The following is a 22,650-nucleotide window of genomic DNA, read 5'->3' on the forward strand; positions in this document are numbered from 1 at the left end:
TGCCGCGTCCCGGCACCTTTGGTGAAGGACTGACCCCACAGCCGGGGTGCCACCACCGCGTCGGGTGAGGCACGGGTGTCGGCTCCCTCTACTATGTCGGTGTCCGGTCCAGACGTGGAGTCGACGGACTGGTACTCGCACCCCACTGGGCAACGGAGTTGGAGCCCGGCCGAGCCGACCTCACGGCGGATCCGGTGACTGTGGGTCCCACTTCAGGAGGACAGGTCCAGTGCATTCGCTCGATGGCTCCGATCCGTCACACATAGGTCGCTACCGGCTGGTCGGCAGGCTCGGCGAGGGCGGCATGGGGAGGGTGTACCTCGCACGTTCGCCGGGCGGCCGCCCGGTCGCCGTCAAGGTGATCAACGACCACCTCCGCCACGACGACCACGCCCTCAGCCGGTTTCGGCGCGAGGTAGAGACCCTGGGCACGGTCCGCAGCGCGTATACGGCGTCACTCATCGACGCGGAGCTGGACACACCCCCGTACTGGCTGGCCACCGAGTACGTGCCGGGGCCCACGCTCCACGCCGCGGTCATGACCCATGGACCGCTCCCCGCCGACCTGGCCCGGATCATGCTGGCCGCCCTGGCCGAGGGCCTGGACGCCATCCACGTCCGCGGCGTGTGGCATCGGGACCTCAAGCCGCACAACGTCATCCTCTCCGCCACCGGCCCTCAGCTGATCGACTTCGGCATCGCCCGGAACAGCGGTCCGTCCGACCTGACCCAGGTCGGCAGCGCGATGGGCAGTCCCGGGTACATCGCACCGGAGACGATCACGGGCAGCGAGACCGGTCCGGGAGCGGACGTGTTCGCCCTGGGCGCCACTCTGGCGTTCGCTGTCACCGGCCGACCGCCCTACGGGGACGGGTCGTTCGCAGCCGTGTCCTACCGCTCGGTGCACGGGGAGATCGACCTGCGGGGTGTGGAGTCCGGCGTCGCCGAGCTCATCTCGGCCTGCGTGCACAGTGATCCGGCCCAGCGCCCCGGCCTGCAGCGGATCGTGGAACTCTGCCAGGCCGAGACCGATCTGGTCCAGCATCCCGCCTACCAGCTGGCACTCGCCGTGGTCCCCGCGACGGACCGGGAACGTGCGGCGACCGTCGCCGGCCGGGGAAGTGGCATGGGAGGCGGTATGTCAGCCGACCTCTTGGACGCGACGGCGCCGCTCTCCCCACCGCCGACGGCCACCGCGGTCGGCACCCGGGAAGCCGACGCGGTCACCCTCCTCGCGCCGGAATCGGGCCCCGGCCCACTCGCACGCCCGCACGCGGCAGACACACATGACGCCCACCCGGGCAACACCCGCCCGGGAACCGGGCCGACTCCGCGGCCGGCCGGCGAAGGGCGCCCAAACGGTCGGCGCAAGGGGGCGGCGGCCGCCATCGGCGCGGGTGCGCTGGTCGCTGTCGCCGCCTCCGCGCTGCTCCTGTTCCACGCCTTCGACGACGAAGGCTCCGGGACCACGCGAGCCGCGCCGTCCGCCAGTGCCGACCGTGCCGCCGACAGGTCGGCCGAGCCCGCCGGGACCAGGGCGAAGCCGTCTCCCTCCGCCGCAGGCGCGGGCGCATCCGCCGGCTCGGACGCGAGCCCGGGCGCAGGCGACGCCGGTTCCGCGGAGGGGGGCCACCTGCCCGACGCCCTGGTGCTGAAGCCTCCCTTCACGTTCGAGGTCGGGAAGCTCGTGCGGACCGTGCGCTCGAAGCTGATCATGCAGACGGACGGCAACCTGGTGCTCTACGACGAGTCCGGAAAGGCACGTTGGGCGAGCCGGACCCAGGGCCCGGGGAACACGGCCGTGTTCCAGGAGGACGGCAACCTGGTGGTCTACAGCGCCCAGGCCAAGCCGGTGTGGGCCAGCAACTCCCAAGGCGCCGACGGCGCGACGCTCAAGGTACTGGAGGACGGGAACATGGTCATCGCGACCGACGACCGGATCGCCTGGCAGACCGGCACCGCCCACTGACGTGCTGTGGGGGTACGCAGTCAGAGCTTGTCGATCCGCCAGGCGATCATGCCTGTCGAGCCGGGTTTTCCCCGGACATCGAGACGGAGCGAGCCTCGGGCCGTGAACCGATCGAAGACCACGGAACCGTCGCAGGGGACCGGCCTCTTCGAACCCGCGCCGGCCGGGGTGAACTCGATCTCGGCATCCCCCTTCCCCGCGCACACCACGGTCAACTCGTAGGCGGTGCCCTCGGCCACACCGGGGCGGGTGTGTACTCCGTCGGACACCCGCTCCGTCCCGGACTCGACCATCGGGGCATCCGCCGTCGCGACCGCGTCGAGTGCAGCCTGGACCTGGGCCGTGAGCGTCTTCTCGGCCTGTGCGTCAGCACTCCGGTGAGCGGCGGGTGCCGAGGCACCGCGCCCAGGTGCGGACTCGTGGTCCGGTGCGCAGCCCGTGGGGCAGAAGGCCGACAACAACAGGGCACAGCCGAGGAACCATCGGGGCCGGCGCCTCATGAGGAGGTCTCCGGCCACTTCCACCCGCTCCCTTTCGTGGAAAGCGTCGCCCTACCGCCGTCGACCAAGGTCATGCCGATGCCCACAGTTGTTCCCCCTTGTCATGTGCACCTGGCGCGGTGGGTCCGGCCCGGCGATCACCCCTCGGGACACTACGAGTTCGTCATGCGCGCCTCAAGCGAAAGATCCTGTTCCTGAGCGTTACTCGAGCAACGCGGGGCGTAGCCCCCTGCCCGGTCGAAGCCGGAGCCGGAGTTCGTGACAGCGCCGCACGGAGCGCAGGCGCGGCGTCGTCGGTGACGGTGGGCAGAGACGGTCTCACGACGGCCGGGCGGCCTTTCACGGCCCGGTCCACGCGCGTCACCGAACGTCGCGGCGCCCGCGCGACGGACTCACCTCGCCGGACCTTGTCCAGTAAGCGACAATTGTCACGTTGGTCGGCCCGTCCGACGTCGACCGTGCCCCGCGCTTCCACCTAGGTCCGGGGGCGCCGACATGGAGTGGTGTGTCCCACGACGCCCATGGGTCCGACGCCCGGGAACGGGTCGGCCGGATCCGGAACGTCGCGGATACGCCACGTACGCGTCGTTCAGCGACCCGGACGGCATGAAGTGGCTGTTGCAGGAGGCCCAGGTACGCCTTCCCGGACCGTGACGGGATCCCGTACGACGAGGAGGTTTCGTCATGGACGTCGTGGCGTTGGCAGCACTCCTGCAGGAGACCGCGGAGCACCACGGCTTCTACGAGGCGACCGCCCCGGACCACGACTGGTGGGACTGGTACGCCGCGTACATGACCGCCCGTGAGCACGGCCGGGCTCCCGACGAGGCGGCGTCCGACGCCGCGCTCCACATGGACGCGCTGCGGCGGTAGACCGGCCATGACGCGGCAGTTCCTCCCTCTCGCCCTGACCGGGACGGTGTTCCCCGGTCGAGGGCACGGTGACGCTTTCCCGACGCGATGGTCCCGCCCGGTCCCCGGCCCGCGTCCCGGTCGCCGTCCGGATGCGGCTCACCGCCGCCGGTTTCGCCGGTCCGGACGCCCAAGTCACCGGTGGCAGAAGCCCGTTCGTCCGTACGCGCGGGACGGGCGGGAACCGATGGAGACGGAGGTGCTGTCGAATGTCCAGCGGTGACGTGCTCGTGCTCATCGACGACGAGGGCCGGGTCGTCGAGTGGCGACGCCAGGCCGAGCAGCTGTTCGGGTGGTCCGCCGAGGAGGCCGTCGGCCAGGCGGTGACCGAGCTCGTGCGCGAGGCCACGGCCGACGGGAGAGGCCGGCGCGAGGGGTTCGCGGCCCGCACCCCGGTCCTGGTCAAACCGGTGCTGCGGGGCGCTTCCGTGATGTGGCAGGTCCTCGCGGCGCAGGACGGGGTGTCGGGGCAGGACGTGGAGATCCTGGAGGCCGTGTTCGCCCACTCCCCGGCGCGCCTGCACGTCCTCGACCATCAGCTGCGGGTGGCCCGCGTGCCCGGCGCCACCCAGGGTCTGCCCGGCACGCCGGAGGAGGACCTGGCCGGCAAGCATTTCACCCGGGCCTACCACCTCGAAGACCCCGAAAAAGAGGCCGCGGTGGCACAGCAGGTCCTGGACGGGGGCGAGCCGGTGGTCAGCCGCCTCGTACGCGCCGTCGTCGACTCACCGGACGGGCTCGGGCGACGTATCTACTCCATCTCCTACGTCCGTCTGGAGAGCTCCCACGGCGATGTGCTCGGACTGGTGGCATCCGCGCTCGACGTCACCGAGCGGGAGAACGCGCATCACCGCCTGGCCCTGCTGGAGGCGGTGCGCACCCACGTCGGGCAGGGGCTGAACGTGGGCGCCGTGTGCGAGGAACTGGTGGAGGCGGTAGTGCCCGGGTTCGCGGGCATCACCGTGGTCGACGTGATCGAGGACGTCGTCCACGGAGAGGAGCCCCCGCAGGTGCCCGTCCACGAGGACGTCGTCCTGCGCCGAGCCGCCTTCCGCGGCCCGGTCTCGGCCTACCCGGTCGGAGACGTGCGCCCCCTGCCGAGAGACACCCCGTTCTCGCACGTGCTCTCCGACCTGCGGCCGCGCCTCGTCTCCGTCGGCAAGGACACCGGCTGGCTCACCGCCGACCCGGCCCGTGCCGACGCCATCGAGCGATCCGGCGCCCACTCCCTGATCGTGGCCCCGCTGGCGTTGCACGGCCAGGCTCTGGGCGTGGTCAGCTTCTACCGCCACCGGCAGGAGGACCCCTTCACGGAGGAGGACCTCGCGGTGGCCTCCTCCGTGTGCGCGCACGCCGCGCTCTGCGTCGAGACCGCCCGTCGGTACATGCGTGAGTGGATCATCGCGGCCACGGTCCAGCGCAGGCTTCTCCCCCAGCATTCGGGCACACCGAACACCCTGGAGATCTCCCGGTTGTTCCTTCCCGACCCGGACGGCGGCGGAGCCTGGTCCGACACGATCGCGCTGCCCGGCGCACGGACCGCGCTGATCGTCGGTGACGTGGCGGAGCAGGGCATCGGCGCGGCCGTCACGGTGGGAATCCTGCGCACGGCCGTCCATACCCTCGCCGCCCTGGACCTGGAGCCCGACGAGCTGCTGGCTCGGCTGAGCGACACCGCGGGCCGTCTCTCCAGAGCCTGCGCCACGCTGCCGCCCGGGGATCCCATGTGCCGCGAGTCGCTCACCGCCGGCTGTGCCGTCGCGATCTACGACCCGGTCGAGCTCACCTGCACCCTCGCCCGCGCCGGCCTCCCGCAGCCCGTCGCCGTGCTCCCCGACGGCACCTCCACGGAACTGCCCGTCCCGGCGGGCCCCCTTCTCGCCGAAATGAGCAGCGCCCCCTTCCCCGCGATCACCGTCGACCTCCCCGAAGGCAGCACTCTGGCGATGGCCACGGCCACGGCGGGGGACAAGGTCCTGGCACCCTCCGGTCCGCTGCGCCCGCTCCTCGACTCCGCCGGTGCCAGGCCGCTGCCGGAGCTCTGCGGTGACCTCACGGACGCGCTCGTGGCCGATCGGCCCTCCGGCGACACACTGATACTGCTCGCTCGTACGCATGCGCTGCCTGCGGACCGAGTCCTGACGGTCCCCCTGCCGGCCGACGCCGAGGCCGCGCCCATCGCCCGTCGAGCGGCGCGCCGCCAGTTGGAGGTCTGGGCGGTGGACGAGGAGACGGCCTTCACCACCGAACTCATCGTCAGCGAGCTGGTCGGCAACGCGATCCGTCACGGAGCCCCGCCCCTGCGCCTACGGCTGATCCTCGACCGGATGCTGACCTGCGAGGTCAGCGACGGCGCCACCAGCGCCCCACACGTCAAACACGCCCGGACGGTCGACGAGACGGGCCGTGGACTGTTCATCGTCGCCAGCCTCGCCGACCAATGGGGCGCCCGGCATCACAAGCACGGCAAGATCGTCTGGGCGGAGCAGCCCCTGCGGGACCCGGGGTCCTCCGAATGACCCGGGTCGCCCGCACCACATCACGGTGCCCGAGCGAAAGGGAGGCGGGGCGGCGCGGACCACGCCCTCCCCGCCGGCCCGCGCGCCGCCGGGCCGGACGGTTCGTCCACGGAAGGTGAACGGACGTGCGCCATTACGATCTCGTGGTTCTGGGAGCGGGCAGCGGCAACATGGTGCCCGGCGAAGAACTCGCTCATCTCCGCACCGCTGTCGTCGAACCCGACCTGTTCGGCGGCACGTGCCTGAACCGAGGCTGCATTCCCAGCAAGATGTTCGTCGTCGCCGCCGACGCGGTCGAGGACGCGCGGGCGGCATCCCGTCTCGGTGTCAACGCGACGGTCGAGCACGTCGACTGGAAGGCCGTCCGCGACCGGGTGTTCCACCGCATCGATCCGCTGCCCGAGAGCGCGCTGAACTACCGTAGGGAGAACGGCGTCGACGTGTACACCGAGGAGGGACGCTTCGTCGCGCCGAAGGTGGTGCAGGTGGGAGCCGAGCGGATCACCGCCGACACGTTCGTCGTCGCGGTCGGGTCACGGCCCGTGGTGCCGGACATCCCCGGCCTTGACATCGTCCCGTACCACACCTCGGACACCATCATGCGGATCGACGAGGTGCCCGCGTCCATGGTCGTCATCGGTGGCGGTTTCATCGCGGCCGAGTTCGGCCATGTCTTCGGCGCGTTCGGCTCCGACATCACGATCGTGCAGCGGGGGCCGCGCCTGCTGATGGCGGAGGACGAACAGGTGTCGGCGCGCTACACCGACCTGGCGTCGCGGCGCCGTCGGGTCCTCCTCGACGCCGCCGTCACCTCCGTCGAGGGGCGTGAAGACGGCGTCGCGGTCACCGTGTCCTGTCCGGACGGCGACCATGTCGTCCGGGCCGCGGCGCTGTTGGTGTGCGTCGGCCGCCGGCCCAACACCGACCGGCTGGACGCCACCGCCGGCGGTCTGGACCTCGACGGACACGGCCACATCGTGACCGACAGCGCCTACCGCACGTCGGTACCGGGGGTCTGGGCCCTGGGCGACACGGCGAACCACTTCCAGCTCAAGCACATGGCGAACGCCGAAGTCCGGCTCGTGCGGCACAACCTGCTCCATCCCGAGGACATACGCTCACTGCCCCACAAGATCGCGCCGCACGCGGTCTTCACCAGTCCGCAGATCGCCGGCATCGGGTTGACCGAGCAGGAGGCCCGCCGTCGCGGCATCGACCACCTCGTGAGTGTCCGCGACTACGGGGACGCCGCGTACGGATGGGCGTTGGAGGACACCACCAGCTTCGTGAAGATCCTGGCCGATCCCGTCACCCGGACGATCCTCGGCGCGCACATCATCGGCCCACAGGCGGCGACACTCATCCAGCAGTTGATCCAAGTCATGGAACTGGGGCTGACGGTGGACCGGATCGCCCGCGACGTGCTGTACATCCACCCGGCACTGACCGAAGTGGTCGAACAGGCCCTGCTGGCCCTGTAGTGCCCGCCCGGGGGTGGGCAGGCGACGGGAGCGGGAGTGCCCGACGTACGGTGACTGCGTGCCCCGCCGGAACCGTCCCTCTTCCCATCCGCCCTCGGCGGTGCGCCACTTGAGCTGGAGATTTCATGAGTGACAAGATCGCCCTGTCGACATGGCCCACCCCGCTGGAGCGGGTGCCGCGTCTGTCCGCGGAGCTGGGCCTGGGCGAGGACGACCTCTGGATCAAGCGGGACGACCTCATCGGGCTGGGAGGCGGCGGCAACAAGGTCCGCAAACTGGAATGGACCGTCGGCGCCGCCCTCGCGGCCGGCGCGGACACTCTGGTCACCACCGGCGCCGCGCAGAGCAACCACGCCCGTCTCACCGCGGCCGCCGGCGCCCGCCTCGGGCTCGACGTCGTGCTCGTCTTCCCCGGCACCCGCGACAGCGCCGTGAACGGCTCCGGCAACCTCGTTCTCGACAGTCTCTTCGGAGCCAGGGTCTTCTGGGCCGGCGACAGCGACCCGAGCACGATGGCCGGCGTCATGGACGACGTCTGCCGTCAACTGCGCCACGACGGGGCGCGCCCCTTCCCCATCCCCTTCGGCGGTTCAAGTCCCCTCGGGGCACGGGGATATGTGGACGGCGGCGAGGAGTTGCTCACCCAACTGCCCGACGTGGAGCACGTCGTGGTCGCCCTGGGTTCCGGCGGCACCATGGCGGGACTGATCGGCGCACTCGGGGAGCGGCGTGTCCTCGGCGTTCACTGCGGGGCGGTGGCAGAGCCGGCCGTCACCGTCGCCGACCTCGCGGGCGCGCTGACCGGCCGCGACATCGCCCCTGAGTCCCTGCGGATCCGCACCGACCAGGTGGGCCCGGGGTACGGGGTGCTGCACGAACCGGTCCTGGAGGCGATGCGAACTGCCGCGCTCACCGAGGGTGTCGTCCTGGACCCGGTCTACAGCGGGCGCGCCATGGCTGGGCTGATCGCCGCGGTCCGGGACGGCGACATCCGCCCGGGGCAACGCACCGCCCTGCTGCACACCGGCGGACTGCCGGGTCTGTTCGGGCATGCGGAGACCGTGCACCGCGCCGTCGACGGCCTGTACGCCTACGAGCCGGAGCGGACGTCGCCCCGTACGGAGGCCTGAACCGCCGTACGCCGGGGGCGACTTCGACCACGTCTCCGATCCGCTGGTCGACGACCTCGTCGAAGGGCCGGCGGGCGCCGCCCGCCGGTAGCCCTCCCGCGGGCCCGACGCACAGGGTCGCTCCACGCCCCTTCGCCTCCTGGACGACCCTGGACCGGTCAGCCCACCCAGGAAAATCACCGGTCCAAGCAGTGATGGATCTCTCACGCCCCATCGTTACCCGTCAATGCGGTGGCGCGGCCCGGTGCGGCAACAGCCCGGCGCACACCGGAACTCACCGGCCTCGGATTCCCCCGCCCCCGCTCTTCACCACCCGGCACGCAGGATGAGGGGGTGTGCGTTGACGTCTAAGACGACCGGTCATATTGTCTTCGTAGCGCCTCCGCGGATCGCCCGCGGCCCCGGCTCCGCCACCCGCAACCGCGAGGACAGGCGGGCCGAAGGGAGTTCCCACGCGGGACTCGGACGGGGCGCAGCACATCCCCCAGGAGAAACGTGTCCACGTATCAGGCATTCGAAGTCACCGGATCACGGCAGTTCGCATGGACCACCCGTGAACTCGTCCCGCCCCGCCCGGGCCATGTACGGATCAAGGTGGAGAGCTGCGGGGTGTGCCACTCCGACGTGCTCGCCGTCGAGGGACTCAGGGCCGATCCGTCGCAGCCCGTCGTCCCGGGTCACGAGGTCGTCGGGACCATCGACGCCGTGGGCGAGGGCGTGCGGGCGTGGCAGGTCGGCGAGCGGGTGGGCGTCGGGTTCCTGGCCGGTCACTGCGGTGAGTGCGACCCGTGCCGGCGGGGCGACTTCGTCAACTGCGCCGACCAGGAGCAGACGGGGACGACCGTCGACGGCGGGTACGCGGAAGTGCTGTACGCCAGGTCCAACGCGCTGGCCCGGATTCCGGAGGGCATCTCGTCGGCGGAAGCGGCCCCTCTGCTGTGCGCCGGCCTGACGAGCCTCAGCGCCCTGCGGCAGCTGGACAGCCGGCCCGGGTCGCTCGTGGCCGTGCAGGGCATCGGGGGTCTCGGGCATCTCGCGGTGCAGTACGCGGCCAGGCTCGGCCACCGGGTCGTGGCGATCGCCCGCGGGGCCGAGAAGGCGTCGCTGGCGGCTTCACTCGGCGCGGACGACTACATCGACAGCGCCGCCGAGCACCCCGGAGAGGCGCTGGCGCGACTGGGCGGCGCCGACGGCATCGTCGCGACGGCGGCGAGCGGCAGTTCGATGACACCCCTGGTCACGGGGCTCGCTCCGCGCGGCCGCATGATCGTGGTGGGGGTCGGCACCGACCCGATATCGGTCTCCACGCCGGACCTCGTGCTCAGTACGCGGACCATCACCGGCAGCCTGACCGGAACCCCGATCGAGAACGAGGACAACCTGGCCTTCAGCGTGCGGCACGGGGTCCTTCCGCTGATCGAGCGGATGTCGCTGGCCGAGGCTCCGAAGGCCTACGAGCGCATGATGTCCGGCGAGGCGCGCTTCCGTGTCGTGCTCGACGCCGTACGGGCCTGACCGCGCCCCCGACCGCCGGGAACCGGACCCCACTTCACGTCGCCGGCGACGACCGTCGCGCCGCCCCGGGACAGAACCCACGGCTCCGCGTCACCTGTTTGACAGGTGACGCGGAGCCATGCGAGGGTCAGTGCCGCGCGACGACATGCCAGGGACCCGCCGCCCGCGACAGGACGGGCGGCAGGCCTGCGCGAGCGCGCGTTCCTACCGGATCAGCGGTCAAGAAGGGGGCCTGATGTTCAACAGGCGGAGCTTCGGCAAGATCATGGGTGTGAGTGCGGCCAGTACGTCACTGGCCGCGGTGCCCACCGTCTCGAGGGCGGCCGCACCGACGGCATCGGACCGCGAGAACGCGGTGACCGCGTCGACGGTCGGGCGGCGGCACACGTCCTTCGGGCCGCTGAAGCAGATCCACGCCGGCGAACTGAACGTCGGCTACGCGGAGGCCGGCCCCGCCCACGGCCCCGCGGTCGTCCTGCTGCACGGCTGGCCCCACGACATCCACAGCTTTGTCGATGTAGCGCCCCTGTTGGCGGCGCGGGGCTACCGGGTGATCGTGCCGTACCTGCGCGGACACGGCACCACGCGCTTCCTTTCGGGCAGGACGTTCCGCAACGCCCAGCAGTCGGTGGTCGCGCTCGACATCATCGCGCTGATGGACGCGCTCAAGATCGACAAGGCGATCCTGGCCGGTTTCGACTGGGGATCACGGACGGCCGACATCATCGCCGCGCTCCGGCCCGAGCGGTGCAGGGCCCTGGTCTCCGTGACCGGGTACCTGATCACCAACCGTGAGCGCAACAAGGCGCCGCTGCCGCCGCAGGCCGAGTGGGCGTGGTGGTACCAGTACTACTTCGCCACGGAGCGGGGACGGCTCGGACTCGAGGCGAACGCCCGCGATCTGGCCAGACTCATCTGGAGGTTCAACTCCCCCACGTGGGACTTCGACGAAGAGACCTTCGAACGTACGGCGGCGGCCTTCGACAACCCCGACTATGCCGCCATCGTGATCCACAACTATCGCTGGCGGCTCGGCCTGGCCGACGGCGACCCGCGCTACGACCGCATCGAGAACCGACTGGCCGGCGGCCCCGTCATCGGGGTGCCCACGGTCACCCTCGACGGGGAGCGGGACCCCTTCACCCCGGCCGGGGACGGCTCGTCCTATCGCGACAAGTTCTCGGGCCCGTACGCCCACCGGACCCTGAAGGACATCGGCCACAACGTGCCGCAGGAAGCACCCGAGGCGTTCGCCGAAGCGGTCGTCGAAGCGGACCGGCTCGCCCGCCGATAGCCCACGCTTCCCGCCGCGCGCGGCCCCGCCTGCCGCGCCTCGCCCGGTCCTGGCTCGCCGCTACGACCGGCCCGGGATCCCCGCCACGGCCGGCCCGGGGTCCCCGACGCGACCGGCCGGGGCCGGACCGATCGCCTGAGGCCGTCGTCCGCACGGCAGGCCCGTACCCCGCACAGGTTGCGAGCGTCCACCCTCGGCCCAACGGTGGACGTGGAGAGGACGGATGCGCCTGGGCACATGAACAGTGACACGGGCAGCGACACGAGCAGTGGCCACCGAAGGGACCGACACCGGTCAACGTCGCTCGTTGTCGGCCGACGCCAGCCGAGCGACGCCGGCCGATCGGCGACGGGCGACGGGCGACGGGCGACGGGCGACGGGCGACGGGCGACAGCAATGGACTCAACGGACAGGAGCAAGCGGCCATGGACATGAAACTCGAGGTTGTGGTGGTGCCGGTCGCCGACGCCGACCGGGCCAAGGCCTTCTACGAGAAGCTCGGATGGCGGCTCGACGCCGACTTCAGCGACGGGGAGGGCTTCCGGGTGCTGCAGTTCACCCCGCCCGGCTCACCCTGTTCGATCATCTTCGGCACCCGGATCAGCGCGGCGCCGCCCGGCTCGTCGGAGGGCCTGCACCTCGTCGTCTCCGACATCGAGGCGGCCCGCGCCGAGCTCGCCGACCGGGGCGTCGAGGTGAGCGAGGTGTTCCACGACGCGGGCGGAGTGTTCCACCGCGCCGGAACCGAGGGCCGGGTCCCGGGCCCGGACCCGGAACGCCGGAGCTACTCCTCGTTCCTGTCGTTCAGCGATCCGGACGGCAACGGGTGGGTACTGCAGGAGATCACGACGCGACTTCCGGGCCGGTGACCGAAGACCCGGCGGGCCGCCGGGGGCCATGGCACCTGCGGAGCGGGGTCCGTACGAACCTCGTGTGACAAGGAACCTCTTGCGTTCTCGCCTGAATCTTCCCGCCGACTGAACCTTCCGGCCGGGCGCGACGTATCAGTCGCTGCGGGTGGCTCCGCGCTGCCCGAAAACACGACGCGGAACGTCGAGTCGGTACGTGGGCGCCCACCTCGGAGCGTCGTGCACGGATCGCCGTGGTGGTGACCACATACGCGAGCAGGGGAACCTGAGGAGAGGGCCGAACGATTTCATCAGGATCGAGCCAATCAGTCCGCAGTGATCTGGACTTGCCTTCCTCCGAGGAGAAAAGAGAGGAGCCGGAAGCGGCGTCCGGCCGCACCCATGTGCCGGGGCTCGACGGGCTCCGGGGCCTGGCCGCACTGTACGTTCTCCTTTTCCACTGCTGGCTCCTGACCTTTCCAGGGTTTCCGAACAACTCGGGCCCCTCCTGGCTCGGCTGGTTGATGTACGGGCGCCTTGCCGTCGTCCTCTTTCTGGTGCTGTCCGGTTTCTCTCTGGCCATCTCTGCAGCGCGCAGGGGCTGGCGGTTGGGAAGCCTTGCCGGTTTCCTGCGTCGGCGCGCCTGGCGAATCCTGCCTCCCTATTGGGCGGCACTGGTGTTCAGCTTGGTGGTCGCGTGGTCGATGGTGCCTGCATCGCATTTCGGACCACCGAGCGGCAAATCGATTCTGGTGTACGGCCTCGTGGCTCAGGACATGTACACGGCCCCGACACCGAACGAGGCGTTCTGGTCGATCGGCGTGGAGGCGGAGCTCTGTCTCGTCTTTCCGCTTCTCCTGCTGATCCGGAGGCGACTGGGGGCGGTGGTCCTGGTCACCGGCGTGACCCTCATGGTCGTCGCGCGGGGCTTGTTGGCGAGCGACGCACTGCCGGTGGAAGGCGTGAACGGGCTGACTCCGAATCTGGCTCCCGTATTCGTCGCCGGTCTGGCCGGCGCGGGAGTCGTTGTCGCGTCGGAGAAGGTCCGCCGTCTTCCATGGCATTGGCTGGCCGCCCTGGCCGCTCTACCGGTCCTGTCCCTCGTCTCCATCAAGGGGCCGGTCTGGACGGTGGACCACTATTTCTGGATGGACCTCGCGGTAGTTCCCGCCATGACGCTGCTCCTTGTAGCAGTCTCCACGGGGAGGCCGGTTCTCCTCACAAAGCTCCTGCCCGCGCGCCCTGTGCGCAGCCTTGGCAACTTTTCGTACAGTTTGTACCTCATTCATTTGCCGATCATCATGGTCGTCGTTCGCAAGGTCGCCCCTCATTACGTGTCACCGGGGCTGCCCACGTTCGGGTTCACACTCATCCTCGGGCTGCCCGCCTCGGTGCTGGGAGCGTGGCTTTTCTCGGAGGTCTTCGAGATGCCCTTCAAGCGGAACCGATCCTGGAAGTTCATGCTTGAGGAAGGACGCTCACGCTGGAACAGAACACGTCCGAACCCCCGTCGACCGATTCACCCCGGGCAGCCTGAGAAGAACTGAAACCTGGCGGACGCGCCGGGAGCACCCGGGCCTACGAAGCAGCGTCGGTGCGGGGCTCGTCGGTCGGGGCGTCGGCCATCTGGTGGGGGAATCCGATCCGGAGGACGACCGCGGTGAGGGCGGCGGCGAGGACGACGGCCGAGGCCAGGATCAGGGCCTGGTGGTAGCCGTGGTGGAGCAGCGGTGTGACAGCGAGGGGCCCGACGATCTGGCCGACGGAGTATCCCGCGGTCAGCAGGGCCACCGAGCGGGGGAACCGCAGATGGGCCCCGGTGGCCAGCGCGATGGTACTGATCCCGAGGAACGTCACGCCGAACAGGAACGCGGAGATCAGCGCTGCCGCCACTCCGCCGACCAGAGCGGGCAGCGCGATGCCGGCGGCCTGGATCACGAGCGCGGCGAACAGCAGGTCGGGGCGGGACCAGCGGCGCCCCAGCCAGGCCCACAGCGCCGAGGACGGCACGGCCGCCAGGCCGACCAGCACCCAGGCGCCGCTGCCGATCCACCCCGGGGACGCCTGATCGATGGCGGCGACCAGGAAGGTGCCGGCCACGATGTATCCGACGCCCTCCAGGGTGTAGCCGGCGAACAGCGCGGTGAACCAACGGTGGGTGCGCGCGGATCGCGACGGAGTCCTGGCCCCGGGGTTCGCGACCTCGGTGTGCGGCAGTTCGACGCGCAGGTTCCACGACAGCGCGGTGAAGACCGCGGCGAGCCCGGCGGAGCCCCACCACGCGGCCTGCCAGTCGGCGACCGAGCGCAGGGCCAGAACCAGCAGACCCGACAGGGCGATCCCCGCGCCGACTCCGCCGAAGGCCCAGCCGGGCAGGTGCGCGGGTTGGTCGCGCAGGTGACTGAGCAGCGAGCTGACGGCGATGACGAAGATCAGGGCGCTGGCCGCGCCGGCCGTCAGTCTCAACGCGAGCCACACGGCGGTGCTGTGCGTGAAGGGCATCGCCGCCAGCGTGCCGGTCAGTACGGTCAGGGAGCCGCGCAGGACCTTGGGTGAACGGACCAGCGCGGGACGCAGGATGCCGACGAGCGCGCCCATCAGGTAGCCGACGTAGTTGGCGGTGGCGAGATGCGCGCCGCCCCCGGCGGACAGACCCGCCTGAGCGTGCATCAGGGGAAGGATCGGTGTGTAGACGAAGCGCCCGACACCCATGCCGACCGCCAGGGCCGCGGCCGCTTGAGCGACGTGGACCCAGGGGGAACCGGACGGGCCGTCCGATCGGTCCGATCGGTCCGGGGAGCGTCGCAGGATGGTTGCGCTCATGAAGAAGTCCTTGTGGGGTGCGTACGCGGTCCTTGTGAGGTGACGCGTGGGTCACGCGGAGGCGTCGGGTCCGACCGGGTCATTGGGGTGGGACACGAGGGGGGTGACCCTGGCCGTCATCCAGGCGCGCAGCGGCAGGGTGCCGATGACCTTCTCGTGAAGTTCGTACTCGTCCGCGGCGAGCCAGACACCGATGCTGCGCGATTCGCCGACCGGTCGCCACAGCCGGAACAGGTGCCCGGCGGCCGCCAGTTCAGCGGCCCGTACCGCTTCCGCGGCGCGACGTCGGTCGACCTCGGCGGGGTCGGTGCCCTCGGGGACGGCGGTGGTCAGTTCGACCAGGAACTCTCGCATGGTGTCTTCTCCGTCGGATGGGGTCGGGTCGGGTGCAAGGTGGTGGCCGGTCGCTCAGGTCAGAGGGTGGTCGGCGTGCCGGGGACCAGCAGGAGCAGTCGGTCCTGAAGGCCGTGATGGGCGACCGCCTCGCGCTGCGTGCCGGGGGCCGTCGCGCAGTGCTCCCAGGCTTCGGGGTGAACGGGGATGACCGTGCGCGCACCGAGGATCTCGGCGGCTCGGGCCGTGCGAAGGGCGGCGGGCATCGGAAGGCGGTCCGTCAGGTCGGGGCAGGCGTCCCCCAGCACGGCCAGCTCGACGGGCCCGAAGCGGTCGGCGACTTCGCTCGCGATGTCCAAGGAGGGAACGGTGTCACCACTGACGTAGATCGTGGGGACGTCCGGCCCGGTCAGTACGAAGCCGATGACAGGTCCGAGGGCGGCGCCGACGGCCCGCTCCTTCTCGTCTCCCCCCTCCCCCGCGCGTCCTTCGCGGCCACCACTCCGGGACGCGGTCGCGGTGACCTTGAGGCATCCACCGTCCGGCCGGGCCAGGGTCAGGTGGTACCAGGGCCGCAGGCCGACAGCGGTGCCGCCGAGGCGGTCCGCGGCCCCCGTCGTGGTGAACGTCACCGGGACCGTCGCGAGCAGGCGCTCACCGGCGACGCCGAGGCTGTCGGCGTACCCGCCGTGCGACAGGAGTACGGCGTGAACCGGGCCCATCGCCTCGACCTCCGCCACGGAACAGTGGGGCCCGGCCCCCGTGCGGGGGCCGTCGGCGGCCGGACCGGGCGGCTCGAACACGGGGTCGGTGAGCAGCCGCAGTCCCCCGATCTCGATGAGCGCCGTCGGTCCGCCGAGCAGCCGCACCGTGACCGGCTGCCGGGCGTCGGCCGAGGCCGCACCGGTGGCGTGCTGTCGGGTGTCCATGTCCTCATCGTGTGGCCGCGGCCGGGGCGGGCGCCACGACCGGCTTCCTCCCCCATGGAAGGCGCGGCCTTCCAACGACGGTGCAGGCGAGGCTTCTCGGCGACGGTGAGGACGTACCCGCGGGCGACACGGCCACCGGCGCTCCGGACGCTGCGAGGCCGCACCTACCAGGAGGGAGGAAGACGGTCGTGGCGTCGACCCCGTTGACGGCCGCACCGTGGAGACGTGGCGGCATCAGGAAGAGGACACAGCACCATGAACAGCCTGCTCGCGGCTCTCGGCGTCACGTCGCCGGTTCTGGCCGCGCCCATGGCGGGCGGTGCCACGACCACGGCACTGGTCGTGGCCGCGGCGCGCAGCGGTGGTCTCGGCTTCGTCCCGGCCGGCTACGCCACCGCCCGGACGCCGGCCGAACGGGTCGCCGCGGCACGTGCCGAACGGATCCCGTTCGGCGTCAATGTGTTCGCATCCAATCCGCTGCCGGTGGACCGCGCCGCCTTCGCCCGCTACGCGGCGCTCGTCCAGGCGACGGCCGACCGCCACCAGATCGACCTGAGCGGGCACGTCCCGGTCGAGGACGACGACGCGTTCGCGGAGAAGATCAGCCTGCTCGCCGAGGACCCCGTGCCGGTGGTCAGCTTCACGTTCGGGATTCCCGAACGTGCCGTGGTGGCGAGGCTGCGCACGGCAGGAAGCCTGGTGGCCCAGACGGTCACGGCTGTGGACGAGGCGCGCGCCGGGGCCGAAGCGGGCGTGGACGTCCTCGTGGTGCAGGCCGCCGCGGCGGGCGGCCACTCCGGCAGGCTGACACCGCGGCGGCCGCCGTCCGACGTACCGGTCGACGGCTTGATCGCCGCGATCCGCCGGGCTGTCGACCTGCCGTTGATCGCCGCGGGCGGCCTCGCCACGCCCGACGACGTCGCGCACGTCATGGCGGCCGGTGCACAGGCCGCCATGGTCGGCACCGTGCTCCTGCGCACCGAGGAAAGCGGGGCCTCCCGCGTCCATCAGGCCGCTCTCGCCGACCCCGAGGGCCGAGGCACCGTGCTGACCCGGGCCTTCACCGGCCGCCCCGCCCGCGCACTGCGCAACCGCTTCACCGATCTGTACGGCGACCACGCCCCGTACGGGTATCCGGCGCTGCATCACCTGACCGCTCGGCTCCGCGAGCGGGCGGCCGAAGCGGGGGACGCCGACGCCCTGCACCTGTGGGCGGGCACCGGCCACCGTCAGGCGCGCCGCGAGGGTGCCGGGAAGACCTTGACGCGCCTGGCCTCAGCTCTGTGACCCGGCCGCTCAACATGTCGTCGTCCGCTCAAAAGTTGCTCCACCGTTCCCCCCGCAGCCTCTGCCCCTGAACTCCGACCGCCGCGACCGGACCCCCGGCCGGCCCGCCCCCACCACCACGTTTGGAACCTCTCGTGAACGACTCCCTCCCCCGCACTCCCGTCGACTTCTGGTTCGACCCGGTGTGCCCGTGGACCTGGCTGACCTCCCGCTGGCTGCTGGAGGTCGGCAAGGCCCGGCCCATCACCATCAGCTGGCACGTCATGAGCCTGGCCGTCCTCAACGAGGGCCGCCTGGACGAACTGCCCGAGCACCACCGCGTCCTGATGGGCCAGGCATGGGCACCGGTACGGGTCCTGATCGCCGCCTCCCGGGCCCACGGCCCCGCCGTGCTGGAGCCGCTCTACACCGCGCTCGGCACTCGCTTCCATCTGCGGGAGGAACCGAGGACACGCCCGACCATCGAGGCCGCGCTGCGCGACGCCGGGCTGCCCACGAGCCTCGCCGACGCGGGTGACACGGACGCCTGTGACGCCGAGCTCCGCGCCTCCCACCGCGAGGGCATCAGCCTTGTCGGCTCCGACGTGGGCAGCCCCGTCATCGCGGTCCCGGGACCCGGCACCGACAAGGTCGCGTTCTTCGGTCCCGTCGTCACCCCGGCTCCTCGGGGCGAGGAAGCCGCCCGGCTGTGGGACGCCACACTCACCGTCGCCTCCACACCCGGCTTCTACGAGATCAAGCGGACCAGGACGGTCGGCCCGCTGTTCGATTAAGCAGTCGGGCCGGAGAGACGGCCGTGACCGGACCGGCCGGTGGAGCGGCGGAGGTTGTCCCGCGCGCATGGGCCGACGGGACGCCGGGCAGCCCGTACCCGAGCGGCTCACGCCCGTCCAGGGCGCGCGCGTCAGCGCAGGGCCGCGTCGAAGGCCATGAGGAAGAACGTGTCGAAAGCGGCGGCGGACTTGGTGGCGCGGGCCTCGATCAGCGTTCCCTCCCAGGCGTTGACGAGGAAGCGGGCCGTGACATCCGGGTCGAGGTCCGCCCGTACGGCACCGTCGCGGCGGGCCTCCGTCAGGGCCGCCGCGATCGCGCTGTTCCAATTCCGGAGGCTGTCCGCGACGGCCGTGCGGATCTCGTCGCTGTGGTCGATCACGTCCGTGGCGAAGTTGCCGAACATGCAGCCTCGCGTGAAGTCCCGGTCGACGACCTCGTCCCGCAGGAACTCGAAGTGCCGGCGAACCCTCTCCAGCGGCGGCGACGTGGTGTCGGCGAGCATGTCCATGCGACGCTCGGCCCCGTAGAGCCGCAGGGCCTCGATGGCACACTCCTCTTTGCTGGAGAAGTGGTTGTAGAACGACCCCTTCGGCGCTCCGGCGGCGTCGGCGATCTCCTTGATGCCGGTGCCGTGGAAACCGCGCGCGTGGAACGTCTCCAGCGCGGACGCCAGCAGGTCTTCACGCTTGGACGGCTTGGGCACGGCGCGACACCTCTTCTGTCCTGTGGGCTCTCCAGGGACGCCCAGACAGCGCCCAGACAGTCAATACGACCGGACACTTTACCTCGACAGTACACCTCGGGCGAGGTTCCGCTCCACGAGGCCGCGACGGCCGCACCCCGTCAGAAGACCTGCGCGAAACACCCGACGGCGATCACGACCACGGCCGCGATCGCCGTGAGGCCCTTGAGAATCCTCGGTGCCTTCATGGGGTTCCCCTCCTTTCCCTCGTCCCGGCCGCCCGGGGCTCCACTCCCGGCCGGCCGTCACAGTTTCGTCCGGTGACGATGCTTGCCGTTCACCCCGTCACCTGTCAAGGTGGTGACGAATCACGGTTCGACGAACCACGGCGAGGCCGCGCGACGCGGCTGCGGAGGAGTGACATGAAGAGCAGCAATCCGGTCTTCTCCCGACGGGGGTTCGCGCGCGACGACGGTCGCACCGAGCGAGGCACCCGGCAGCCGCACACACTCGGCACACCGGTCGGCGCACCGGTCCGAGCCTCGGCCGGAGTCCCGGCCGGCGCCGAGTCGTACGGGCTGCACACGGTGAACCCGTACGCCGATGACGGTTCTCGGAGCCCGCGCCTGTCGAAGGACGCGCCGCCACAAGGCCGTTCCCACGCGGGGACGGCCGACGGCGCCATGACGATCGACGACGTGGTGGCGCGCTCGGCCCTGACGCTCGGCACGGTCGCACTCACCGCGGTGCTCTCGTGGGTCCTTCTGCCCCTCCACGACGCGGGCATCGGCCGGTCGTACGGCATAGCGGCGGGTGCGGGTCTGCTCGCGTTCACCCTCTCACTCGCCCAGTCCTTCAGGCGCGAGCCGTCACCCGCCCTGATCCTGGCGTACGCGGCGTTCGAGGGCGTGTTCCTCGGCGTGATCTCCCATGCGACCTCGACGTACATCGCTCCTGGTGCGGTCGTCCAGGCGGTCCTCGGCACCCTGACGGTCTTCGCCGGTGTACTGATCGCCTACAGGTTGCGCTGGATCCGCGTCACGCGCCGCTTCCACGGCTTCGTCCTGGCCTCGGCCCTGGGCTTCCTGCTCCTGATGGTGGTCGACCTGTCGGCGTCGGCGTTCGACGGCGGGGACGGGCTCGGCTTCGACAGCGGCGTTCTCGGCATCCTCTTCGGGGCTGTCGGCATCGTCCTCGGCGCCTGCTTCCTGGCACTGGACTTCGGGCAGATCGAGGACGGCGTCGCGTACGGCGCGCCCCGGAAGGAGTCGTGGCTCGCGGCGTTCGGCCTCACGGTGACACTGGTGTGGATCTACCTGGAGGCGCTCCGCGTGATGTCGATCCTGACGCAGCAGAGCGAGGACTGACTCCGCCCTGACCTCCTACCGCCCCGCCCGCCCCGAAGCTCTCCGCCCCCGGCACCCGACGACCGAGCGCCCTGACGATTCCCAGCTCCCCCGGCGACCCGGCGCCCCTGCGCCCCAACGCTTCGGTGGTCAGGCCGGTCCGGTCAGGCCGGTCCGGTCAGGCCGGTCCGGTCAGGCCGGTCCGGTCAGGCCCCGGCGAGGGGCGGCCACCTGATCGTGCGGGAGCCCCGCACGCGTGACCGGAAGGCCTACAAGCGTGCGGCGCCTGACCGACCGGTGCCCCTGGCACGGCCTCGACCAAGCGTGACAGGGTCAGCGGTGATCGTGGACGGTCGTCCGACGTCCGAGGGTGAAGGGGAGTCCGTGGAGACCCAGATGTGGAACGCGCTGACCGACTCGATGAAGGGGGCCTACGCGGCGGGGCTGGCCGAAGGCGTCGTGCCGCGGCCGGTCATCATGCCGCTGGTACGGGGCCGGTTGGTCGGACTGATCTGGGTCCGCCCGCTCAAGTCCGGTGACGACGCGCTCACCGGCATCGCGCAGCTGTCGAACATCGCCGCGGCGGCCGGCGCGGACGAGGTCGTCCTCGCCTGGGAGACCCAGGATGTCGCCACCGCGTGCGAGCTGCCCCTCGGCGGCCCGGCCCCGTGTCTGAACATGGTCCACGCCACACAGGACGGCCATGTGCTGCACCAGTTCCCCTACGAGGAACGGGTCCTGACCCGCGACGCCGAGGGCGTGGCGTCGATCGATCCCGAATGGGGGGCAGCCTCCGCGCCGCAGCCGGGCGGCGAGCTCGCTCCCCCCATCCAGGCCGCGGTCGACTTCTCGTTCGTCCCGATGGAGATGGACCATCCCAACCCGTTCGGCGTCACCGTCGTCCTCATGGAGGAGGACGGCTACAAAGTGCGCCTGACCGAGGCGTGATCCACACCTCGCCGGTCCACACCTCACCGGTCCTGCCGCGCGGGGCCGCGTCCGCGCGGGGCCGCGTCCGCGCCGCCACCGTCGCGGTGACGTGCCTCGGAGCCGGGGCACGTCGAGGGTGACCCGAACCGTCGGTCACCGGGTGACCTGGACCGTTCATCACCGGGTGCCCCGGACCGTCGGGGGCACGGTCACGACGGTTGCCCCACAGGGGTGGGCTCCGCCGGAGCGGGCGAGCCGGCCGGGGTGACGCCCGGCGCGGTGGCCGCACCGCGGCCGGCCAAGCGGCACCCGAGGCAGTCGGGGTGGCCGCGGCGGGCGGAGGGGTCACGGACACGCCAGTGCTGTCGCGCCACGGGGCGCGGTCCGGTGGCCTTTCCCCAGCCCGCCAGATGAAGGAGCCAGGTGGCGAGGGCGGCCAGGACGACGACGGCGCCGCCCAGCCAGAGTCCGGTGGCCCATCCGGCGGCGAGCGCCACCGCCATCACCGTGCAACCGGTGACGGCTATGGTGGTCCCGGCCCAGCCGGCGACCGTGTGGCCCAGGTCATGGTCTCCGTGCACGCCCACTTCTCCTCCTCGGGAAGGCGGGTCGGGTGAACAGCTCGGCGGACACCCGGCGCGAACTACCTTAGCTCGCGAGATAAGTAACTTAGACACTAAGGGGATGTGTGGTGAAGGGCAAGAAGCGCCCGGCGGCTACGGCCGACCAGGCGCTCTACGCGATGGACCGGATGATCGCGACCGCGCAGTTCGGCCAGCAGGACATCGCACGGCGGCTCGGCCTCAACGTCACCGACCTCACCTGCCTGGGCTTCATCATCGAGGCCGCCACCGCGGGCCGGACGCCGGCGGCGGGCGACCTGGCCGAGCAGGCCCGCCTGACCACCGGAGCGATGACCGGCGTCCTCAACCGGCTGGAGAAGGCCGGTTACATCCGCCGCCAGGCCGACCCCCAGGACCGGCGCCGGGTCCATGTGGTCATGGAGGAATCCGCCCAGGCCCGCATCCTCCAGGTCTACGGCCCCTTCTACGAGCGTCTCGGTGTCCTGTTCGCGGACTACACCCCGGACGAGATCGCCGTACTGACTGACTGGCTCACCCGCGCCAAGACCCTGCTCGGCGACTCCTTGGACGAGATCGGCCAGGAACCGTCCCCCTTGCCGCCCTCCGGTCACTGAGCGCCGGACCGCACGGGGATCCGCAACAGGAACCGCCTGGCGGCACCGTCACCGAGCCGGGCGACCACGGCTAGGACGGCTCGCGCGGTCGACTGGGACATCGGCCCCGTCGAGCGCCTCCCGCGCGACCGCCTCCCGCCACGACAACCTCGCGGTCCGCCACGAAGCGCCGTCCTCGTC

20 protein-coding genes are annotated in these 22,650 nt (G+C 71.3%); 14 read left to right on the forward strand and 6 right to left on the reverse strand.

The annotated features are described in order from the left end of the window. The first annotated feature begins 229 nt into the window (after nucleotides 1–229). On the forward strand, nucleotides 230–1,969 hold the full coding sequence (locus OHB41_RS07280; RefSeq protein ID WP_266697124.1) for a protein kinase domain-containing protein: 1,740 nt from the start codon (nucleotides 230–232) through the stop codon (nucleotides 1,967–1,969). A 20-nt stretch (nucleotides 1,970–1,989) separates the two neighbouring features. Here OHB41_RS07280 and OHB41_RS07285 read toward each other — a convergent pair whose 3' ends face one another. Then, nucleotides 1,990–2,469, reverse strand: a complete 480-nt coding sequence (locus OHB41_RS07285) for a DUF6023 family protein (RefSeq protein ID WP_266697125.1) — start codon at nucleotides 2,467–2,469, stop codon at nucleotides 1,990–1,992. A gap of 684 nt (nucleotides 2,470–3,153) precedes the next feature. Here OHB41_RS07285 and OHB41_RS07290 point away from each other — a divergent pair. The 8 genes from OHB41_RS07290 to OHB41_RS07325 all read left to right on the forward strand — a co-directional run bounded on the left by OHB41_RS07290 (nucleotide 3,154) and on the right by OHB41_RS07325 (nucleotide 13,715). Beyond that, nucleotides 3,154–3,342 (forward strand): bleomycin resistance protein, encoded by a 189-nt coding sequence (locus OHB41_RS07290; RefSeq protein ID WP_266697126.1) that lies wholly within the window; start codon nucleotides 3,154–3,156, stop codon nucleotides 3,340–3,342. A gap of 248 nt (nucleotides 3,343–3,590) precedes the next feature. Next, a complete protein-coding gene (locus tag OHB41_RS07295) occupies nucleotides 3,591–5,900 on the forward strand; it encodes a SpoIIE family protein phosphatase (RefSeq protein WP_266697127.1) in 2,310 nt (769 codons plus the stop codon). Between the two features lie 125 nt (nucleotides 5,901–6,025). After that, a complete protein-coding gene (locus OHB41_RS07300) occupies nucleotides 6,026–7,381 on the forward strand; it encodes a mycothione reductase (RefSeq protein ID WP_266697128.1) in 1,356 nt (451 codons plus the stop codon). Between the two features lie 125 nt (nucleotides 7,382–7,506). Then, nucleotides 7,507–8,511, forward strand: coding sequence for a D-cysteine desulfhydrase family protein (locus tag OHB41_RS07305; RefSeq protein ID WP_266697129.1), 1,005 nt, complete (start codon nucleotides 7,507–7,509; stop codon nucleotides 8,509–8,511). 495 nt (nucleotides 8,512–9,006) lie between these two features. Next, a complete protein-coding gene (locus OHB41_RS07310; RefSeq protein WP_266697130.1) occupies nucleotides 9,007–10,026 on the forward strand; it encodes an alcohol dehydrogenase catalytic domain-containing protein in 1,020 nt (339 codons plus the stop codon). A gap of 235 nt (nucleotides 10,027–10,261) precedes the next feature. Further along, nucleotides 10,262–11,320 (forward strand): alpha/beta fold hydrolase, encoded by a 1,059-nt coding sequence (locus OHB41_RS07315; protein WP_266697131.1) that lies wholly within the window; start codon nucleotides 10,262–10,264, stop codon nucleotides 11,318–11,320. A 425-nt stretch (nucleotides 11,321–11,745) separates the two neighbouring features. Beyond that, nucleotides 11,746–12,189, forward strand: coding sequence for a VOC family protein (locus tag OHB41_RS07320; protein WP_266697132.1), 444 nt, complete (start codon nucleotides 11,746–11,748; stop codon nucleotides 12,187–12,189). A gap of 326 nt (nucleotides 12,190–12,515) precedes the next feature. Continuing rightward, on the forward strand, nucleotides 12,516–13,715 hold the full coding sequence (locus OHB41_RS07325) for an acyltransferase family protein (protein WP_266697133.1): 1,200 nt from the start codon (nucleotides 12,516–12,518) through the stop codon (nucleotides 13,713–13,715). Nucleotides 13,716–13,746: 31 nt separating this feature from the next. Here OHB41_RS07325 and OHB41_RS07330 read toward each other — a convergent pair whose 3' ends face one another. The 3 genes from OHB41_RS07330 to OHB41_RS07340 form a co-directional block, all read right to left on the reverse strand. Further along, a complete protein-coding gene (locus tag OHB41_RS07330) occupies nucleotides 13,747–14,880 on the reverse strand; it encodes a YbfB/YjiJ family MFS transporter (RefSeq protein WP_266705720.1) in 1,134 nt (377 codons plus the stop codon). 162 nt (nucleotides 14,881–15,042) lie between these two features. Continuing rightward, nucleotides 15,043–15,345 (reverse strand): muconolactone Delta-isomerase family protein, encoded by a 303-nt coding sequence (locus OHB41_RS07335; protein ID WP_266697134.1) that lies wholly within the window; start codon nucleotides 15,343–15,345, stop codon nucleotides 15,043–15,045. Between the two features lie 59 nt (nucleotides 15,346–15,404). Next, a complete protein-coding gene (locus tag OHB41_RS07340; protein WP_266697135.1) occupies nucleotides 15,405–16,253 on the reverse strand; it encodes an MBL fold metallo-hydrolase in 849 nt (282 codons plus the stop codon). Nucleotides 16,254–16,508: 255 nt separating this feature from the next. Between OHB41_RS07340 and OHB41_RS07345 the strand changes: the two genes are divergently transcribed. Then, a complete protein-coding gene (locus OHB41_RS07345; RefSeq protein ID WP_266697136.1) occupies nucleotides 16,509–17,540 on the forward strand; it encodes a nitronate monooxygenase in 1,032 nt (343 codons plus the stop codon). 134 nt (nucleotides 17,541–17,674) lie between these two features. Beyond that, the gene (locus OHB41_RS07350; protein WP_266697137.1) at nucleotides 17,675–18,313 is read left to right on the forward strand and encodes a mycothiol-dependent nitroreductase Rv2466c family protein; all 639 of its coding nucleotides are present in this window, start codon (nucleotides 17,675–17,677) and stop codon (nucleotides 18,311–18,313) included. Nucleotides 18,314–18,444: 131 nt separating this feature from the next. On the opposite strand, the gene OHB41_RS07355 is transcribed toward OHB41_RS07350, so the two are convergent. Then, nucleotides 18,445–19,017, reverse strand: a complete 573-nt coding sequence (locus OHB41_RS07355) for a TetR/AcrR family transcriptional regulator (RefSeq protein ID WP_266697138.1) — start codon at nucleotides 19,015–19,017, stop codon at nucleotides 18,445–18,447. Between the two features lie 401 nt (nucleotides 19,018–19,418). Here OHB41_RS07355 and OHB41_RS07360 point away from each other — a divergent pair, with 401 nt between their 5' ends. Then, nucleotides 19,419–20,363 carry a Bax inhibitor-1/YccA family protein gene (locus OHB41_RS07360; RefSeq protein ID WP_266697139.1) on the forward strand — a complete coding sequence of 315 codons (945 nt, stop codon included), beginning with the start codon at nucleotides 19,419–19,421 and terminating at the stop codon, nucleotides 20,361–20,363. A gap of 375 nt (nucleotides 20,364–20,738) precedes the next feature. Then, nucleotides 20,739–21,290 (forward strand): hypothetical protein, encoded by a 552-nt coding sequence (locus tag OHB41_RS07365; RefSeq protein ID WP_526025035.1) that lies wholly within the window; start codon nucleotides 20,739–20,741, stop codon nucleotides 21,288–21,290. Between the two features lie 191 nt (nucleotides 21,291–21,481). Here OHB41_RS07365 and OHB41_RS07370 read toward each other — a convergent pair whose 3' ends face one another. Further along, nucleotides 21,482–21,859, reverse strand: coding sequence for an HGxxPAAW family protein (locus OHB41_RS07370; protein WP_266697141.1), 378 nt, complete (start codon nucleotides 21,857–21,859; stop codon nucleotides 21,482–21,484). Between the two features lie 104 nt (nucleotides 21,860–21,963). Here OHB41_RS07370 and OHB41_RS07375 point away from each other — a divergent pair, with 104 nt between their 5' ends. Further along, complete coding sequence (locus OHB41_RS07375; RefSeq protein WP_266697142.1) at nucleotides 21,964–22,470, forward strand: MarR family winged helix-turn-helix transcriptional regulator; 507 nt, start codon at nucleotides 21,964–21,966, stop codon at nucleotides 22,468–22,470. Nucleotides 22,471–22,650: the final 180 nt, after the last annotated feature.

This window comes from Streptomyces sp. NBC_01571 (genome assembly GCF_026339875.1).
GTDB lineage: Bacteria > Actinomycetota > Actinomycetes > Streptomycetales > Streptomycetaceae > Streptomyces.

What these genes read in the sequence shown, in the direction of transcription:
- OHB41_RS07285 (WP_266697125.1), bottom strand. Translation starts at nt 2,469, where the DNA reads ATGAGGCGCCGGCCCCGATGGTTCCTCGGCTGTGCCCTGTTGTTGTCG.
- OHB41_RS07290 (WP_266697126.1), top strand. Translation starts at nt 3,154, where the DNA reads ATGGACGTCGTGGCGTTGGCAGCACTCCTGCAGGAGACCGCGGAGCAC.
- OHB41_RS07295 (WP_266697127.1), top strand. Translation starts at nt 3,591, where the DNA reads ATGTCCAGCGGTGACGTGCTCGTGCTCATCGACGACGAGGGCCGGGTC.
- OHB41_RS07305 (WP_266697129.1), top strand. Translation starts at nt 7,507, where the DNA reads ATGAGTGACAAGATCGCCCTGTCGACATGGCCCACCCCGCTGGAGCGG.
- OHB41_RS07315 (WP_266697131.1), top strand. Translation starts at nt 10,262, where the DNA reads ATGTTCAACAGGCGGAGCTTCGGCAAGATCATGGGTGTGAGTGCGGCC.
- OHB41_RS07320 (WP_266697132.1), top strand. Translation starts at nt 11,746, where the DNA reads ATGGACATGAAACTCGAGGTTGTGGTGGTGCCGGTCGCCGACGCCGAC.
- OHB41_RS07330 (WP_266705720.1), bottom strand. Translation starts at nt 14,880, where the DNA reads ATGGGTGTCGGGCGCTTCGTCTACACACCGATCCTTCCCCTGATGCAC.
- OHB41_RS07335 (WP_266697134.1), bottom strand. Translation starts at nt 15,345, where the DNA reads ATGCGAGAGTTCCTGGTCGAACTGACCACCGCCGTCCCCGAGGGCACC.
- OHB41_RS07340 (WP_266697135.1), bottom strand. Translation starts at nt 16,253, where the DNA reads ATGGACACCCGACAGCACGCCACCGGTGCGGCCTCGGCCGACGCCCGG.
- OHB41_RS07345 (WP_266697136.1), top strand. Translation starts at nt 16,509, where the DNA reads ATGAACAGCCTGCTCGCGGCTCTCGGCGTCACGTCGCCGGTTCTGGCC.
- OHB41_RS07360 (WP_266697139.1), top strand. Translation starts at nt 19,419, where the DNA reads ATGAAGAGCAGCAATCCGGTCTTCTCCCGACGGGGGTTCGCGCGCGAC.
- OHB41_RS07365 (WP_526025035.1), top strand. Translation starts at nt 20,739, where the DNA reads ATGTGGAACGCGCTGACCGACTCGATGAAGGGGGCCTACGCGGCGGGG.